The organism is Morganella sp. HSTU-ASny43, assembly GCF_022819185.1.
GTDB lineage: Bacteria > Pseudomonadota > Gammaproteobacteria > Enterobacterales > Enterobacteriaceae > Morganella > Morganella morganii.
On sequence record NZ_WSPG01000004.1, the window covers coordinates 63,546 to 80,979 of the forward strand.

Here is a 17,434-nt window from a genome sequence, read left to right on the forward strand (position 1 = left end):
AACCGGATATCCGCTTATATCCGGCAGTATACCGCCAATGAATTACATCATGACGACATCAAAATGTTCCTGGCTGTAGAGCGGTTCGGCGCGAACCTGAACCTGTTTACCGACAAAAATCTCCACCTCTGCCAGGGCATGGGATTCATCCCCCTGCAATGCCTCAGTCACTGCCGGTGAGGCATAGACGAGGAAGCGATCAACATCCAGCAGATGGTGCACGCGGACAATCTCGCGCAGAATTTCATAGCAGACCGTTTCCACCGAGCGGACACTGCCGCGCCCCTGACAGGTCGGGCATTTCTCGCACAGGACATGTTCGAGGCTCTCCCGCGTGCGTTTGCGGGTCATCTCCACCAGTCCGAGCTGTGAAAAACCGTTGATAGTGGTCTTCACGCGATCTTTGGCCAGCGCCAGTTCCAGCGAACTCAGCACCCGGCGACGGTGATCCTCATCGGTCATATCAATGAAATCAATGATAATGATACCACCGAGGTTGCGCAGACGTAACTGCCGCGCAATCGCCTGGGTGGCCTCGATATTGGTATTGAAAATAGTTTCTTCCAGATTGCGGTGCCCGACAAACGCACCGGTGTTGATATCGATGGTGGTCATCGCCTCCGTCTGGTCGATAATCAGGTATCCGCCTGATTTCATTTCGACCTTGCGCTCCATCGCCCGCTGGATTTCATTTTCGGTATCATAGAGATCAAAAATCGGCTGACTGCCCTGGTACAGTTCCAGTTTGGCGGTCATTTCCGGGATGTAATCATCCACAAATTCCTGTAACTCTTTAAAGCTCAGGCGGGAGTCAATCCGGATGCGGTCGAGTGACTCACCGGCAAAATCCCGCAGAATGCGGTGTGCCAGCGCCAGTTCACCGTAGATTTTGGTACGGGTGGTATTGCGTTTTTTGCGCTGGATAACTTTGGTCCACAACCGGCGCAGGAACGCGGCATCAGAAGTCAGTTCTTCTTCCCCGACCCCTTCCGCTGCTGTGCGGATAATAAAACCGCCGTCCTCATCACAATAACCCGCCACAATGTTTTTCAGGCGCTCGCGCTCTTCTTCGCTCTCAATGCGCTGGGAAACCCCTACGTGAGAGGCGCCCGGCATAAACACCAGGTAGCGGGACGGCAGCGTGATATCGGTGGTCAGACGCGCACCTTTGGTGCCCAGCGGATCTTTGACCACCTGCACAATAATATCCTGCCCCTGATGGACCAGTTCCCCGATATCGCGGGTGCGGAATTTCTCTTTTTCATCCCCGGAAATACATTCCGTGTGCGGCATAATATCCGAGGCATGCAGAAAGGCTGCTTTATCCAGGCCAATATCGATAAAGGCCGCCTGCATACCGGGCAGCACCCGGCTCACACGCCCTTTATAGATATTGCCGACGATACCGCGTTTAGCCTCGCGCTCAATATGAATTTCCTGCAGGATCCCGCCGGTAATATAAGCGACCCGTGTTTCAGACGGGGTCACGTTGACTAAAAGCTCGGCTGTCATGGTATTTCTTTCCCGTCAATATGTTCCGGTACAACCCCGTTCAGGGTATCCGTGTACCGTTTAATTAATTCTTCGGTCTCCACTAACGGTAATCCCACCACAGCATGATAGCTACCGTTAATTTTACGGACATAGCGTCCGCCCAGGCCCTGGATGCCGTAAGCACCGGCTTTGTCCATCGGCTCACCTGTCTGAATATACTCGTTTATTTCGTCATCTGATAACCGGCGGAATGTCACATCCGTCACAATCAGTGTGCTCAGTGTCCGGAAACGGTCAGAAACCGCGACCGCCGTCATCACCTGATGTGTGCAGCCGGATAGTGCACTGAGCATGGTAAAGGCATGTGCCGCATCACTGGGCTTCTCCAGGATATCACCACCGAGCACCACAATGGTATCAGAGCCGATAACCGGCCTCTCTTCCGCTGCCAGCGCCACCCCGGCCTGTGCTTTCTCCCGCGCCAGGCGCTCCACGTAATCCGCAGCGGGTTCACCGTCACGGCGGATTTCATCGATACAGGGGGAGAGTGTTTCACACTGAACATTCAGCAGCCGGATAAGTTCCCGGCGGCGGGGAGAGGTTGAAGCAAGGTAAATCGGCAGCATTCAGGGGTCCTGACGTTTTGTTAACGTATCACGCCGCCGTTCCCTGATTAATGAACAGAAAAGTGACGGCGGGTCTTACGCAGTAATAAAAAAATCCATGGCCATAAGATACCATTGACCAGACTGTTCCAGAAGACTTCCGGATGAAACACAATATCGGACAATAAAAATTCTGACCAGAAAACAAAGAACTGCATCAGCACTGACAGCACCATAATGACCAGCGACTGCTGCCACAGCGCCATATTGCGCAGCAGCTGATGTCTGAATGAGACCAGATAGGTGACGATAGACAGGCTCAGGGCATGCACGCCGAGCGTGGAACCTTCAATCAGGTCAATGATCATGCCGAGAAAGAAAGCGGAGCCGACACTGACCCGGTGCGGCAGCGCCATCACCCAGTAGATAAGAAACAGCATCGCCCACGACGGACGGTAAAACTGAATCTGCTCCGGCCAGGGCATGATTTGCAATACCAGTGCTATCAGAAAGGAGAGCCAGACAATAATCCGGTTTTGTCCCCGGTAGGTATTCATTGTTGCGGCCTCATCCTCAGCGGCCGGGCCGGTGCGGAATCAGCAGCCGGATCCTGAGCGGCCGGTGCGGCAGTGGCCGGTGTGTCTGCCGGTTTTGGCTGTGCAGGCTTCGGCCCGGCCGGTTTCGGCGGAGTCGTACCGGCGGAAGGTGCCGGAGCGGCAGGTGCGTCCGGGGCTGCCGCAGCCGGGTCAGTTTCCGGCGTCTGAACAGACGGGATCACCTGCGGCATAACCTGCATGATACGTTCGTTGGCCGCGCGGTACACCTCAGACGGGCCGGAAGGCTCACGCGGGTTGCTGTCTCCGCCCCATAATAAGAGCAGATAACGCAGACGCTGAAGGTCAGCCGTCGGTTTGGCACTGATAATGGTATAAGCGCGCTGATTATCCACTTTTACCGAAGAGACAATCCCGACCGGGTAACCTTCCGGGAAACGGCCGCCTAGGCCGGAGGTGACCAGCACATCCCCCACGCGGATATCAATATTGTTCGGCAGTGGTTCAAGCTGTAAATCGTCAGTACATCCGGTGCCGGATGCAATGACGCGAATGTCGTTACGCAGCACCTGAATCGGCAGTGCGTGGGTGGTATCGCAGATCAGCAGAACACGGCTGGTTAACTGAGACACGGCAATCACCTGTCCCACCACGCCTTTATCACTGATCACCGGCTGGCCGTCATACACGCCGTCACGGCTGCCTTTGTCGATCACCACCTGGTCACGGTACGGGGTGTTGGCTCCCGCCATCACCTGAGTGACCATCATGTGCTCATCCTGACGCAGCGGTGAACCGAGCAGTTCACGCAGCCGGGCATTTTCCTGCTTAAATTGTTCAAGCAGCTGATTCTGACTGCTTTTAACCAGCAATTCCTGGCGCAGAGCGCGGTTTTCAAATTCCAGCTGCTCGCGGGTGGCAAAGTTATCAGAGATACCGTCCAGTAACTGACGCGGGCCGTTGGCTAAAAAATAGAACGGGCTAACCGCCGTATCCAGATAGTTACGGATTTTGGTAAAAGCATCAATCCGGTTATCAACCACAATCAGTCCGATGGCAAAAATAACCGCAACAACAATGCGAATCTGAAGGGAAGGCCCCCGGCTAAAAATCGGCTTCATAGGATGCGATATCAGGCACTACAGTAATTCCGTCCGGGAAGACAGAGTGTGTATCCGGCGAGCTGGGGGAGCGGACTCCCCCGGCCTGCAGTATTGAACGGACGGGAGTCCGCTTATTCTTCACTGAGAAGATCGCTGCCGTGCATGTCGATCATCTCAAGTGCTTTGCCGCCGCCGCGGGCGACACAGGTCAGCGGATCTTCCGCGACGATCACCGGAATCCCGGTTTCTTCCATCAGCAGGCGATCCAGGTTACGCAGCAGAGCGCCGCCACCGGTCAGCACCATTCCGCGTTCGGAGATATCGGATGCCAGCTCCGGCGGACACTGTTCCAGCGCCAGCATGACAGCACTGACAATACCGGTCAGCGGCTCCTGGAGAGCTTCCAGAATTTCGTTGGAGTTCAGGGTGAAACCGCGCGGAACCCCTTCAGCCAGGTTACGGCCGCGGACTTCAATCTCAAGCACTTCGTCAGTCGGGTAAGCCGAACCGATTTCGTGTTTGATGCGTTCTGCGGTTGCTTCACCAATCAGTGAACCATAGTTACGGCGCACATAGTTAATGATAGCTTCGTCGAAACGGTCGCCGCCGATGCGGACAGAGGAGGAATAAACCACACCGTTCAGGGAGATAACCGCCACTTCGGTAGTACCGCCGCCGATATCCACCACCATGGAACCGGTCGCTTCTGATACCGGTAAACCGGCACCGATAGCCGCCGAAACCGGCTCTTCAATCAGATAAACTTCACGTGCACCGGCGCTGAGCGCGGATTCACGGATGGCACGGCGTTCAACCTGGGTTGCACCGACCGGCACACACACCAGAACACGCGGGCTCGGGCGCATAAAACTGTTACTGTGAACCTGTTTGATAAAATGCTGGAGCATTTTCTCGGTCACAAAAAAGTCAGCGATAACACCGTCTTTCATCGGACGGATTGCTGCGATATTGCCGGGGGTACGACCCAGCATGCGTTTGGCCTCATGACCAACAGCAGCAACACTTTTGGTTGAACCCGGACGATCCTGGCGGATAGCCACGACAGACGGTTCATCCAGAACAATGCCTTGTCCTTTGACATAAATCAGGGTATTGGCTGTACCCAGGTCAATCGACAGGTCGTTGGAAAACATGCCACGAATTTTTTTAAACATACAAAAGGATAATCCTGCAAGCCGGGGACGGGGAAAAACCCGTCTACTTTACCAACCACGTTTCTTTGCGACAAGCCACAGATTGCACCTTGCCAACAGCGTGTCCACATCACATCAGGGAGCGGTCTATTCTAGATAATTTTTATATACTGCGCAGTATAAAGCTGCATAAAAACGCAGACTTTTTCACATATTTGAGGAAATACGCGCAGGCAGATTAAAATTAATGTAAAAAATCCGGCAGTTGCCCTCTTTTTTCATTAATTCCTGCAAACTTCCGAACAGTTGACCTGTAACTATGCATCAAGTTCAACCGGATTCTATATAATATACGCAATCTTACAATCGGCCTGACGCCCGCTACCTCTATCTTCGCATTAAAACCATCCGCTTAATCACAGATAAGACGGCAAAAATACCGGGTTATTCACCGGATTATGATGAATCAGCAGCACCCTTTACTCAGAATAATCTCAAAATAACCTGAAATATAAATATCCGTATCCCGGATACAGACCCGTTATATCCCGTTCTGTCCGTATTCAGCGCCATAATATTTCCGGGACTTGCCAATCTGCCGGTGCGGATGCACTATAACGCACCACAACGGCAGACAACTATTCACAACGGCTTATTCCTGCGCTGTTCATCTTACGTAAGATCCGCCTCCGGAATGCCGGTTATGTGAGCACACCGGCAGAAAAGCATCCTGACCTCCGGGCGTACCTGTTAAAAGACCGGCAGGCAGACTACTATCAGCAAACGGATACAGGATGCAGACAGATAATACGTATGATTAACTGGTCAGCCTTGTGCCGGTTCCGGTCTGTTCAGACCAGTATTTTGCTGCGAACTGCAATGAAATGTTTATAATGTCGCCCTTCCTCCGTAATAATTAATATTACCGGTGGTGAGAAAAAGGTGACAACACATTAACATCGCGTTATCTTGTGCGTTTACGTTAGATTGCAGGAGATGGCAGCAGGATGACCGAAAGTTATCATATATTGTTACTGAACGGCCCGAATCTTAACCTGCTGGGCACGCGGGAACCCGATAAATACGGGACGCTCACTCTCGCGGATATCGTTACAACGCTGACCCGCGATGCCGGTCAGTGTGGCGTTACACTAAGCCACCTGCAATCCAACGCCGAGCACGAACTCATCGACAGAATTCATGCTGCACGGGGAAACACCGATTTTATTCTGATAAACCCGGCCGCATTCACTCACACCAGTGTGGCTCTGCGTGATGCCCTGCTGGCCGTCAGCATCCCGTTTATCGAGATCCATCTGTCGAATGTACACGCACGGGAGCCGTTCCGTCACCACTCTTATCTTTCTGATATCGCCACCGGCGTTATCTGCGGGCTGGGTGCGGAAGGCTACCGTTATGCTTTACAGGCAGCGGTTCACCGTCTGTCACAATTAACTCAACACTAAGAGTACGGAATCATCTCATGGATATTCGTAAAATAAAAAAACTGATCGAGCTGGTCGAAGAGTCCGGTATTTCTGAGCTGGAAATTTCTGAAGGCGAAGAGTCAGTACGCATCAGCCGCGCTTTACCGGTTCAGGCTATGGCCGTACCACAGCAATACAGCGCACCTGTTCAGCAGCCTGCCCTGGCAGCCGCTGTTGCACCATCCGCAGGTCTTGCTGATCCGGCGCCGGAAAAAGAGATTGCCGGCCATGTGGTCCGCTCTCCGATGGTGGGTACGTTCTACCGTTCACCAAGCCCGGATGCGAAAGCCTTTATTGAAGTCGGTAAACAGGTCAATGTCGGTGACACCCTGTGCATCGTCGAAGCCATGAAAATGATGAACCAGATCGAAGCTGACAAAGCCGGTGTGGTTAAAGCAATTCTGTTAAAAGACGGCGATGCTGTCGAATTTGACGAGCCACTGGTCGTCATCGAATAACGGGGCGAATCATGCTGGAAAAAATCCTTATTGCCAACCGGGGTGAAATTGCACTGCGGATCCTGCGGGCCTGTAAAGAGCTCGGGATCAAAGCGGTTGCTGTTCACTCTTCTGCGGATCGTGATTTAAAACACGTTCTGCTGGCTGACGAGACCATCTGCATCGGTCCGGCAGCCTCTGCGAAAAGTTATCTGAATATCCCGGCCATTATCTCTGCTGCTGAAATTTCCGGCGCACAGGCCATCCACCCGGGGTACGGATTCTTATCTGAAAACGCTGATTTTGCCGAGCAGGTTGAACGCTCCGGCTTCGCTTTTATCGGCCCGAAAGCTGAAACCATCCGCCTGATGGGCGACAAAGTTTCTGCTATCCGCGCGATGAAAGAAACCGGTGTTCCGTGTGTGCCGGGCTCTGACGGCCCGCTCAGCGACGATATGCCGCTGAACCACACCATTGCCAAACGTATCGGTTTCCCGGTCATCATCAAAGCCTCCGGCGGCGGCGGCGGACGCGGTATGCGCGTTGTCCGCAATGATGAAGATCTGGAAGAAGCGATTGCAATGACCAAAGCCGAAGCCAAAGCGGCTTTCAACAACGACATGGTTTACATGGAAAAATTCCTTGAGAACCCGCGTCACGTTGAAATCCAGGTTATGGCGGATGGTCAGGGCCATGCTGTTTATCTGGCGGAACGCGACTGCTCCATGCAGCGCCGTCACCAGAAAGTGGTGGAAGAAGCCCCTGCACCGGGTATCACTCCGGCGCTGCGCAAAAGCATCGGCGAACGCTGTGCCAAAGCCTGTATCGATATCGGCTACCGTGGTGCCGGTACCTTTGAGTTCCTGTTTGAAAACGGCGAGTTCTATTTCATCGAAATGAACACCCGTATTCAGGTAGAGCACCCGGTTACTGAAATGATCACCGGTGTTGACCTGATCAAAGAGCAGCTGCGTGTCGCATCCGGCCTGCCGCTCTCTGTGAAACAGGAAGATATCAAAGTAAAAGGTCACGCGATCGAATGCCGTATCAATGCCGAAGATCCGCACACCTTCTTACCGAGCCCGGGCAAAATTACCCGCTTCCACTCTCCGGGTGGTTTCGGTGTCCGCTGGGAGTCTCATATTTACGCCGGTTATACTGTACCGCCGTATTATGATTCAATGATCGGTAAGCTCATCACCTATGGTGAAACCCGCGAAATTGCTATCGCCCGTATGAAGAATGCGCTGGCGGAACTGATTATCGACGGTATCAAAACCAATATCGAGCTGCACCAGCTGATTATGAATGATGAGAACTTCTGTAAAGGCGGCACCAACATCCATTATCTGGAGAAGAAACTCGGCCTGCACGAGGTCTGATTTTCTGTCGCTTTTCTTTCTCAGGCCCCTGTCAAACAGGGGCTTTTTTATAAAGAGCTTTTTATAAAGAGTATGTTATGCCCTGGATCCAAATACGATTAAATTCCACCGGTGCTGATGCCGAAGTTATCGGTGATGAACTGACTGAAACCGGTGCGGTCTCCGTTACCTTTCAGGACAGCCACGACACCCCGATTTTTGAACCGCTGCCGGGGGAAACCCGCCTGTGGGGCGACACCGACGTGATCGGCCTGTATGACGCTGAAACGGACATGAAAGCCGTTGTTGCGCAATTACAGCAGCACCCGCTGCTCGGCGAAAACTTTGTCCATAAGATCGAACAGATTGAAGACAAAGACTGGGAACGCGAGTGGATGGATAACTTCCACCCGATGCGTTTCGGTCAGCGCCTGTGGATCTGCCCGAGCTGGCGTGAAATCCCTGACCCGGATGCGGTCAATGTTATGCTCGATCCCGGCCTTGCATTCGGCACCGGTACCCACCCTACCACCTCTCTGTGCCTGGAATGGCTCGACGGGCTGGATCTGAACGGTAAAACCGTGATCGATTTCGGCTGCGGCTCCGGGATCCTGGCGATCGCCGCCCTGAAACTGGGTGCGAAAGAAGCTATCGGTATCGATATCGATCCGCAGGCGATTCAGGCCAGCAGGGACAACGCAGAGCGCAACGGCGTTTCAGACAGGCTGACCCTTTACCTCTCTGATAAAAAGCCTCAGACGCTCTCTGCGGACGTTGTGGTGGCCAATATCCTGGCCGGTCCGCTGCGTGAACTGGCGCCGGTGATCGGCGCACTGCCGCAGGCCGGCGGATTACTCGGGTTATCCGGTGTGCTCGCCACTCAGGCAGAAGGTGTGGCAGATGCTTACCGTGACGTCTTTGAGATTGATGAGATTGCCGAAAAAGAAGAATGGTGCCGGATTACCGCGACAAAACGCGGCTGATATTCTTACTTTTTGGTATATAAATCGTGCATTTGCGTGATTCAGTGAATATATTTTAAGCAGTTTCACGCAAACGCATTTTATTCTGAAAATTAAATCAGAAAACCGCACTGTATGCTATTTTACGCTAACTTATTGTTACAAAACATTAATTAATAAAATCTGAAAAAAGCAATAAAAAAAATTTCGCCGTAAAGGTCGATTTGCTCAAAGTTTGTCCTTTCATATCTTTGAAAAAATGCGTAATATACGCGCCCTTGCAGTCACAGTATGGCCACACTTCTTCGTCTATGCGTATCGGACAATACCAGTTGAAAAACCGCCTTATCGCGGCCCCTATGGCAGGCATCACCGATCGGCCTTTCCGGTCGTTGTGCTATGAAATGGGCGCGGGTATGGCCGTCTCAGAGATGCTCTCTTCCAACCCTCAGGTCTGGAAGACGGACAAATCGAGATTACGCATGGTACACAGTGATGAGCCAGGTATCCGTTCTGTGCAGATAGCCGGTAATGATCCCGGTGAAATGGCGGCCGCGGCAAAGATTAATGTTGCCGGTGGTGCGCAGGTCATCGATATCAATATGGGGTGTCCGGCAAAAAAAGTGAACCGTAAGCTGGCAGGCTCCGCCCTGCTGCGTTATCCGGCGCTGGTGGAAGAGATTCTGAAAGCGGTGGTTAATGCGGTGGACGTGCCCGTCACACTGAAAATTCGCACCGGCTGGTCACCGGAAGAACGGAACTGTGTCACGATTGCCCAATTGGCCGAGCGTTGCGGTATTCAGGCTCTTACGATCCATGGCAGGACCCGCGCCTGTCTGTTTAATGGTGAAGCCGAATACGACAACATCCGGACAGTTAAGCAGACTGTTGCCATCCCGGTTATTGCCAATGGCGACATTACTGACCCGCTTAAAGCCAGAGCAGTACTGGACTACACCGGCGCAGACGCGCTGATGATTGGTCGTGCTGCTCAGGGAAGACCCTGGATCTTCCGGGAAATCCAGCACTATCTGGACACAGGCGAACTGTTGCCGCCCCTGCCCGGTGCAGAGGTGAAACGCATAATGTGTGAGCATGTGCGGGAATTGCACGACTTTTACGGTCAAAGCAAGGGAGCCCGCATAGCCCGCAAGCACGTTTCCTGGTATATGCAGGAACATGCACCTGATGTTCAGTTTCGGCGCACATTCAACGCCATTGAGGATGCCGGCGAACAGCTGGAGGCGTTGGAGGCATATTTTGAAAATTTTTTGCGTAAATAAAGAAAAGAGCTGACAGAACTATGTTCGAACAACGCGTAAATTCTGACGTACTAACCGTTGCTACTGTAAATTCACAAGATCAGGTAACTCAAAAGCCGTTACGTGACTCAGTTAAGCAAGCACTGAAGAACTATTTTGCTCAATTAAACGGTCAGGATGTTAATGAACTGTATGAGCTGGTACTGGCTGAAGTTGAACAGCCATTGTTGGACATGGTGATGCAATACACCCGTGGTAACCAGACCCGCGCTGCCCTGATGATGGGTATCAACCGCGGTACTCTGCGTAAAAAACTGAAAAAATACGGCATGAACTAAGTAATACCGTTTAATGCATTGAATCGAAAAGCCTTTTCAGGATAACTGAAAGGGCTTTTTTGTTGCCTTTATCATAAGTAATTCCACCTCATTGTTTTTCACTTCCCCGCTGTGTTTAATAATACTGTAACGGCTTGCGCAGCGGACAGGATTCTGTACGCACCGCTGTTCAGAATATAAAGGGAGTTATATATGGATAATCAGTATCTATTATTATATGGAAGCTTCTTATATGCATGATTATATGAGAAATTTTAATCCCCCCTTTTCCTCTCCCCGGGATAAGCACAATTAAAAAGCAACAACCGGAGTGTTCTGTTTCTTTTCCTCTTCCATGATAACCGCAGATATTTCGCCGGGCAGCGAAGCATTGATTTTCCTGTCCGCTACTATCCCCGGTACAGCAGCCCGGATATCAGGAGAGAGAAATGAACGCACTGCAACAGGCATTACATCAATCATTACAGGCAGTTCAGGCGGAGAATTCCCCGGCATTGATACACAGCGGGAAATTACTGAATTTTGTACCGTCACAAATTTCACAGCTGCAGGATGACCTGTTGTGCCTGTACGGGCAGCCGCTGCCGCTTTTTCCGGATCCGCAGGATATCAGCGGCAAGCTGGAAGCAGCACAGCGACTGCACCGGCAAATTCCCGGGCAGAATGGGGTGTTGTGGCAGCATTTCCGGAAAGAAGCCGCAAAGCTGAACCCGGCGGATGATGCCGCACTGACCGATGTGCTGCTCCGCTGGCTGTTCACCCGCCTCTCTGCCGCAGACCATACCTGAACGAAAACGCCTTTTCCGGGCAGCAGAAAAGGCGTTACTGTTTCTCATCAAACCAGGGCTGCTGAAATAACCGGACGATCAGCGCGAGATTGTCTTGTCCGACAGCAGCACCAATTTCATCACACAATCCGGTTTTGATGGCCTCATAAGCGTCATAGCATTGCTGCCCGTGCGGTGTCATTTTCACCCCCTTGAGCTTTTTACTGCCCTGAACATCAAAGATGGTGATTAATCCCTTCTCTTCCATCTGTCGGATGAATTTATGAATCGCCTGACGGGAGATGGTCACTGTCGCGGAAATATCGGCTATGGATACCGGCTGGTCATACACCCTCGATAAAATGTACCACTCCGAATTACTCATGTGAATTTCGCTCCGGACATTCCAGAGCGCATCAATCCGCTCACGGAGCAGTGTGTGCCGCTCACTGATAAGGTCAATAAAATCCAGGTCGTTTAATGCAATTTTCACGCGCTCCCCCTTTCCTTTTTGTGCAGTATACCAAAAACACTTCGTCAACTAAGTTGACCATTGTCGCAAAGTGCGTTACTTTCCTTTTCGTCAACCTGGTTGATGAAATAATAGGATAAGAATGTGACTACAGAGGCAGCAATACAGGTACGCTACCCGAAAATGATGCTGAGCGTACTGATGGCCGGGACATTTACCGGTCTGTTCGGGGAAACCGCATTAAATATGGCGCTCACCAATCTGATGAGCCAGTTCTCTCTCTCCGCCGGTCAGGCACAGTGGCTGGTGACCGGCTATCTGCTGACCCTGGCGGTGTTTGTGCCGGTGTCGGCGTTTCTGGTGCGCTGGTTTAATACCAGGGTACTGATCCTCACGGCGCTGTGTGTGTCGCTCGCCGGTTGTCTGATTGCCGCACTGGCCCCCGGTTTTGCGGTACTGCTTCTGGGGCGGGTTATTCAGGCCGTCGGTACCGGGGTGATATTGCCTGTGATGATGAGTGCCGCACTGCTCATTTTCCCGGTCTATCAGCGCGGGATGGTGATGGGAATGGTGGGGATTGCCATTACCCTGGCACCGGCGCTGGGGCCGACAATTTCCGGCTTTATTATCACCTTGTTCAGCTGGCATGCCATTTTCTGGCTCAGTGCGCTGGTCTATGCCGCCATCATTTTACTTGCCGTGAAGTCTATTGCGCCGATTGGTGATATCACCAGACCGCGTATTGATATTTTGTCTCTCCTGCTTTCCTCCGCCGGATTCAGCGGCATCATCTACGGGCTGGCTATCCTGGCGGAACACAGCCTGCGTGATCCCGCTGTCTGGGGTTCCCTGCTGGCGGGGGTTCTCTGCCTTGCCGTATTTGCCCGCCGTCAGACGCACATGGCGATGCCGATGATCCACCCGGATGTGTTCCGTAATCCGCTGTTTATTATTGGCCTGATCATGATGATCCTGAGCATGATGAGTGTGCTCTCCGCCGCGATTATTCTTCCGGTATTCCTGAAAGATGTGCTGATGCTGAGCGCGGCAATGGCCGGGATCCTGCTGCTGCCGGGCAATATTATCAACGTACTGTTCTCACCACTTATCGGTTTTCTCTATAACCGGTTTGACTCGCGCCCGTTTGTGGTCTGCGGCTCCCTGTTTATGCTGATGAGTTCTGCGCTGTTTCTGTATGCCGTCGGGGAGAATGCACCGGTGTGGCAGATTGTCGCCGCCTTTATGCTCCTGTGTCTGGGTGTCACCTGTGTGATTATGCCCGCGCAGACTACCGCGATGAGTGCTTTACCCGCCCGGTTATATGCTGATGGCTCTGCTGTCTGGAATACCTTTTATCAGGTAGCCGGCGCCGTCGGTACCGCATCGGCCATCTCTCTGATGTCTTTTTACCGTGATGCGGCAGCAACACAGCAGACAGCAACCGCGGCACTGGCGTCGGGGATCCATGCCGTATTCTGGCTGAGCCTGCTGCTCGGTCTGTTATCACTGGTTTTCGCCTTCTTCCTGAAGAAACCGCATCCGCAGAATGATGCGGCGTAATCACCTGTATTAACCCTGATGGCTGCTCCGGCAGCCTTTTTCATTATTTATCACAGCCGTCATCCGCACACATGCCTTTTGTGACGGTAATAATTATCATTCAATGAGATAAGATGTATGACTGCACTTTACCGCACTTCCCTGTTCCGGCTTTCGCTGGCGGCTTTACTGGTTGCCGGTGTCTGCCACGCCGCTGAAGATGAAATCGTGGTCACCGCCGCGCCGCCTGCCGTCAGTCCGCTGGAAAATAACGGCACATACCGCGCCACACACAGCGACAGCGCCACCAAAACGGCCACGCCGCTGAATAAAGTCCCTTCCTCGGTCTCCGTGATCAGTGAGGAGGAAATCACCGCCCGCAATCCTGCCACACTGAAACAGGCACTGGGATACACACCCGGCGTAGTGACCGGCACCTCCGGCAGTTCATCCGTTTTCGACAGTGTGATGATGCGCGGCTTCCATAATGTCAGCCAGAATATCTATCTGGACGGATTAAAAGTTCAGGGGGATATGTATGCGGAAAGCAGGATGCTGCCGGAATTTATGCAGCGGATTGATGTGCTGAAAGGCCCGGCTTCTGTGCTTTACGGGCAATCCAATCCGGGCGGCGTGGTCACCATGACCTCCAAACGGCCGCAGATGAACCCGCTGCGGGAAATCCGCTTACAGGCGGGGAATCACCACCTGTGGCAGACCGGGTTTGATCTCAGTGATGCCCTGAATGATGAGGAAACACAGGCTTACCGCCTGACCGGCACACTGCATGACCAGCACCAACAGCAACAGGGGGAGCGGGAACGGTATTATGCTTTACAGGGTTCTTATCTCTGGCAGCCGGATGATGCCACTTCTTTACTGCTTACCGCCCAGGCCATGAATGCGCCGCGTAACGGCTATTACGGCTGGCTGCCGCGTGAAGGTACCGTTGACGGCGGCGCTGCCGGGAAATTGCCGACCGGTTTTAACGAAGGCGAGCCGGGCTATAACCGCTTTGAACGGCAGCAGCGGCTGATCGGCTGGCAGTTTGATCATACATTCAATGATAACTGGTCACTGCATCAGGGCGTGCGTTACCAGCAGATCAGCACCAACTGGCGCACTATTTACGGCAGCGGACTATGCAGCAGCAATCCGGCGGCCTGTTACGGCGTACCGCAGCAGGATCTCTCATCAACGCTTGCCCGCAGCCATATACATAATGACGAGCGGCTGTCCGGTCTGGTCACTGATACCCATGTCATCCACAACATCAGCGGCCACGGCTGGCGCAATACCCTGATGACAGGTGTGGATTACTCACAGCTGCGCAACCGGATGGTTAATGAGGTCGGTGTTGCTGCCCCGCTGGATCTGCGATCCCCGCAATACGGCAATCTGACAATCATCCCGGGGATAAATTCGAAAGCAATAAATAAAAACCACCAAATCGGGATCTACGCCCAGGATCAGCTCTTTCTGAAGGACTGGACATTCACCCTCGGCGGCCGTTATGACGAAAACACCAGCAAATCCCGCGGCCGCGATAACATCAGCGGTGATACCACTCATCACCAGACTGACCACGAGTTTACCTGGCGCGGCGGTGTGAACTATCAGCTGCCTTATGGTTTCGCTCCGTATTTCAGCTACAGCGAATCCTTTGAGCCAAGTACTGCGGCCACGGTCAGCGGCAAACCGCTGGATCCGTCACGGGGTAAACAGTATGAAGCCGGGCTGAAATACCTGCCGGAAAATGCCGCGCTGTCTGCCACACTCGCCGTTTATGAGCTGACCAAAGACAATAACCTGCACCGTGACCCGCTGAATCCGTTTTTCAGTGTGCAGGGCGGAAAAATCCGTTCGCGGGGGATTGAGCTGGAAACCAAAGCGGCGCTGACCTACAACTGGAACCTGATCGCCGGCTATGCTTATACCGATACCCGTTTCCGTCAGCAGGCGGAGAATACCAATCATCACCCCGCGATGGTACCGGCGCATACCGCCTCTCTGTGGACAGATTATACCTTTGACACCACGCCGCTCAGCGGCCTGACTATCGGCGGCGGCGTACGCTATAACGGCAAAACACAGGGGGATGATGCCAACAGCTTCACTGTTCCCGCCTATACCGTGGCGGATATGATGCTGCGCTACCGGCTTGATAACCTCCCGGCTCTTGAAGATGCGGAGATCGCGCTAAATATCAATAACCTGTTCAATAAACACTATGTATCTGCCTGCTTTACGGATGCAGCATGCAGTTGGGGCAATGACCGGCAGATAACCACCACACTGACCCTTCACTGGTAAAACAGATAAAAAAGGGGGATTCCGCAATAAACCGGAATCCCCGAAAAGGCGGGATCACTAAGAGAGACCGCTGCCCGCCGCAGCGCACTGCACATCAGGCCTTATTCATCGCCTGAGTAAAAAATTCATCACTGTAAGCCTGTGCGAAGTGGAAGGAGGCCATCCGCTCAGCCAGACGGAAGAACGCTTCCACTTCCTGTGCATTGAGGATTTTCCGGTCGCGGATGCGTGTTTCCAGCTCAGCCAGAGCGTTACGGGATAACCGGGTCACTTCCGGAAGATCAAAACCGGTCAGCATGCCGTTTTGTTTGCGGATCACACCGTCGGCCAGCACAGTATCGATATCACCGGTATGTGTCATCTGCACCACACTGCCTGCGGCGTGCACCGGTGCCACAAAACCATCTCTGTGGCGGATAATAATGATGTCCGCTTTTTTCCCGGCCACCAGCGAGCCGATCTCGTTTTCCATGCCCAGCACCTGTGCTGCGCCGAGAGTCGCCCAGTGCAGAGCCTCGCGGACAGTCGGGGTAATTTCAAACGGCATAGTATCGCGCTGATGTACTTTTTCATTCGCCAGTGCACGTTCAATCTGCAGTGCCATATTCATCTGTGTGAACAGATCATCTGTTGTCACACCGGTGAAATCCGTTCCGAGTGCAAACGGGATCCCATACTCCGCACAAGGCTGATAAGGCAGGAACCCCATCCCCATCTGTAACTCGCTGGACGGCGTGCTCGCCACATGGCCGCCGCTTTTGGCGATCAGTTTCCAGTCTTCGCCGGTCAGCCCGTTACTGTGGGCGTGGATATGTCCCGGCAGCAGTAAACCGTGGTCGTCCAGTTCACGCAAACCACGCAGCAGAACCGAGGTTTTGGCCGCCCCGGTGTGTGAGGCGTGTTTCAGGCCGAGACCATCCGCCAGACGGATCTGTTTTGCCGATTCAGCAAACGGCACCGTACCGGGATCGGAAATCAGCATCCCGGCTGTCAGCCGATCCTGGTCGCGGAACAGGGTTTCAGAGATCTCACGGGCACAATCACGCCGTGCATCCATGGAAGCAAAACCGGCGGGTTTAAAATCATACACCTGCATACCATAGCCGTAGACACCACGGATGCCGCTGTCCTTCATAGCAGCAACAGCATTAGCGGCATGTTCCGGTGAGTTAACACAGTCATTCACCTCATAAACCGTTGTCGTACCGGCATTCAGAGCGCTGATATTACCGTTCAGAACCGCCGCATACATATTGTCTGCCGTCATCATTGCGCCGAATGCATGGAAGGTATTGATAAGAAATGCCGGTAACGACTCTTCCGCCGAAACACCACGGAACAGTGCCATCCAGTTATGGCGGTGCGCATCGATCATGCCCGGAGTGACAATCGCCCCTTGTGCATCAATCACCTGCGCATCGGTGTGGTGATCAAATGCCTGTATATCCGCACTGATTGCGCTGATCCGGTTGCCCTCGATCAGTATCGCGCCGTTGATAATATCGCCGGTGGCATCATCCATTGTGATGATTGTGCCGCCGCGAATGATTTTTTTATTCTTTTCCATGCAGGCCTCTCTGGTTAAT

The 17,434-nt window shown here is 53.0% G+C and carries 16 protein-coding genes; 9 read left to right on the forward strand and 7 right to left on the reverse strand.

What is annotated here, in order from left to right; translation table 11 throughout:
- Nucleotides 1-42 precede the first annotated feature (42 nt).
- From rng to mreB, 5 genes are all read right to left on the reverse strand, one after another.
- A complete protein-coding gene (gene rng, locus GN208_RS03315; RefSeq protein WP_004236294.1) occupies nt 43-1,512 on the reverse strand; it encodes a ribonuclease G in 1,470 nt (489 codons plus the stop codon).
- The gene (locus GN208_RS03320; RefSeq protein ID WP_004236293.1) at nt 1,509-2,120 is read right to left on the reverse strand and encodes a Maf family protein; all 612 of its coding nucleotides are present in this window, start codon (nt 2,118-2,120) and stop codon (nt 1,509-1,511) included. The genes rng and GN208_RS03320 overlap by 4 nt, the downstream gene beginning before the upstream one ends.
- Before the next feature lie 47 nt (nt 2,121-2,167).
- On the reverse strand, nt 2,168-2,656 hold the full coding sequence (gene mreD / locus GN208_RS03325) for a rod shape-determining protein MreD (RefSeq protein ID WP_004236292.1): 489 nt from the start codon (nt 2,654-2,656) through the stop codon (nt 2,168-2,170).
- Entirely contained in the window at nt 2,653-3,774 is a 1,122-nt protein-coding gene (mreC, locus tag GN208_RS03330) for a rod shape-determining protein MreC (RefSeq protein WP_004236291.1), read from the reverse strand. The genes mreD and mreC overlap by 4 nt, the downstream gene beginning before the upstream one ends.
- 113 nt (nt 3,775-3,887) lie before the next feature.
- Nucleotides 3,888-4,931, reverse strand: a complete 1,044-nt coding sequence (mreB, locus tag GN208_RS03335) for a rod shape-determining protein MreB (RefSeq protein ID WP_004236290.1) — start codon at nt 4,929-4,931, stop codon at nt 3,888-3,890.
- 986 nt (nt 4,932-5,917) lie between these two features.
- Between mreB and aroQ the strand changes: the two genes are divergently transcribed.
- The 7 genes from aroQ (at nt 5,918) to GN208_RS03370 (ending at nt 11,545) form a co-directional block, all read left to right on the forward strand.
- On the forward strand, nt 5,918-6,376 hold the full coding sequence (gene aroQ, locus GN208_RS03340) for a type II 3-dehydroquinate dehydratase (protein ID WP_004236289.1): 459 nt from the start codon (nt 5,918-5,920) through the stop codon (nt 6,374-6,376).
- 17 nt (nt 6,377-6,393) lie between these two features.
- Nucleotides 6,394-6,855 carry an acetyl-CoA carboxylase biotin carboxyl carrier protein gene (accB, locus tag GN208_RS03345; RefSeq protein WP_004236288.1) on the forward strand — a complete coding sequence of 154 codons (462 nt, stop codon included), beginning with the start codon at nt 6,394-6,396 and terminating at the stop codon, nt 6,853-6,855.
- Between the two features lie 11 nt (nt 6,856-6,866).
- Nucleotides 6,867-8,216: an acetyl-CoA carboxylase biotin carboxylase subunit gene (accC, locus tag GN208_RS03350; RefSeq protein ID WP_004236287.1), complete on the forward strand. Its 1,350-nt coding sequence runs from the start codon at nt 6,867-6,869 to the stop codon at nt 8,214-8,216.
- 77 nt (nt 8,217-8,293) lie between these two features.
- Nucleotides 8,294-9,178 (forward strand): 50S ribosomal protein L11 methyltransferase, encoded by an 885-nt coding sequence (prmA, locus tag GN208_RS03355; protein ID WP_004236286.1) that lies wholly within the window; start codon nt 8,294-8,296, stop codon nt 9,176-9,178.
- 290 nt (nt 9,179-9,468) lie between these two features.
- Nucleotides 9,469-10,440, forward strand: coding sequence for a tRNA dihydrouridine synthase DusB (gene dusB / locus GN208_RS03360; protein ID WP_015422979.1), 972 nt, complete (start codon nt 9,469-9,471; stop codon nt 10,438-10,440).
- 20 nt (nt 10,441-10,460) lie between these two features.
- Nucleotides 10,461-10,757: a DNA-binding transcriptional regulator Fis gene (gene fis / locus GN208_RS03365; protein ID WP_004240545.1), complete on the forward strand. Its 297-nt coding sequence runs from the start codon at nt 10,461-10,463 to the stop codon at nt 10,755-10,757.
- A 428-nt stretch (nt 10,758-11,185) separates the two neighbouring features.
- Entirely contained in the window at nt 11,186-11,545 is a 360-nt protein-coding gene (locus GN208_RS03370) for a hypothetical protein (RefSeq protein ID WP_004236282.1), read from the forward strand.
- Nucleotides 11,546-11,579: 34 nt separating this feature from the next.
- On the opposite strand, the gene GN208_RS03375 is transcribed toward GN208_RS03370, so the two are convergent.
- Nucleotides 11,580-12,017: a MarR family transcriptional regulator gene (locus tag GN208_RS03375; RefSeq protein WP_004240547.1), complete on the reverse strand. Its 438-nt coding sequence runs from the start codon at nt 12,015-12,017 to the stop codon at nt 11,580-11,582.
- 123 nt (nt 12,018-12,140) lie between these two features.
- On the opposite strand from GN208_RS03375, the gene GN208_RS03380 reads away from it, so the two are divergent.
- Nucleotides 12,141-13,556 carry a DHA2 family efflux MFS transporter permease subunit gene (locus GN208_RS03380; protein ID WP_015422980.1) on the forward strand — a complete coding sequence of 472 codons (1,416 nt, stop codon included), beginning with the start codon at nt 12,141-12,143 and terminating at the stop codon, nt 13,554-13,556.
- Nucleotides 13,557-13,673: 117 nt separating this feature from the next.
- The gene (gene fhuA, locus GN208_RS03385) at nt 13,674-15,848 is read left to right on the forward strand and encodes a ferrichrome porin FhuA (RefSeq protein ID WP_004236277.1); all 2,175 of its coding nucleotides are present in this window, start codon (nt 13,674-13,676) and stop codon (nt 15,846-15,848) included.
- Nucleotides 15,849-15,942: 94 nt separating this feature from the next.
- Here the strand turns inward: fhuA and GN208_RS03390 are convergent, their stop codons facing one another.
- Nucleotides 15,943-17,415, reverse strand: coding sequence for an amidohydrolase family protein (locus tag GN208_RS03390; protein WP_004236276.1), 1,473 nt, complete (start codon nt 17,413-17,415; stop codon nt 15,943-15,945).
- Nucleotides 17,416-17,434: the final 19 nt, after the last annotated feature.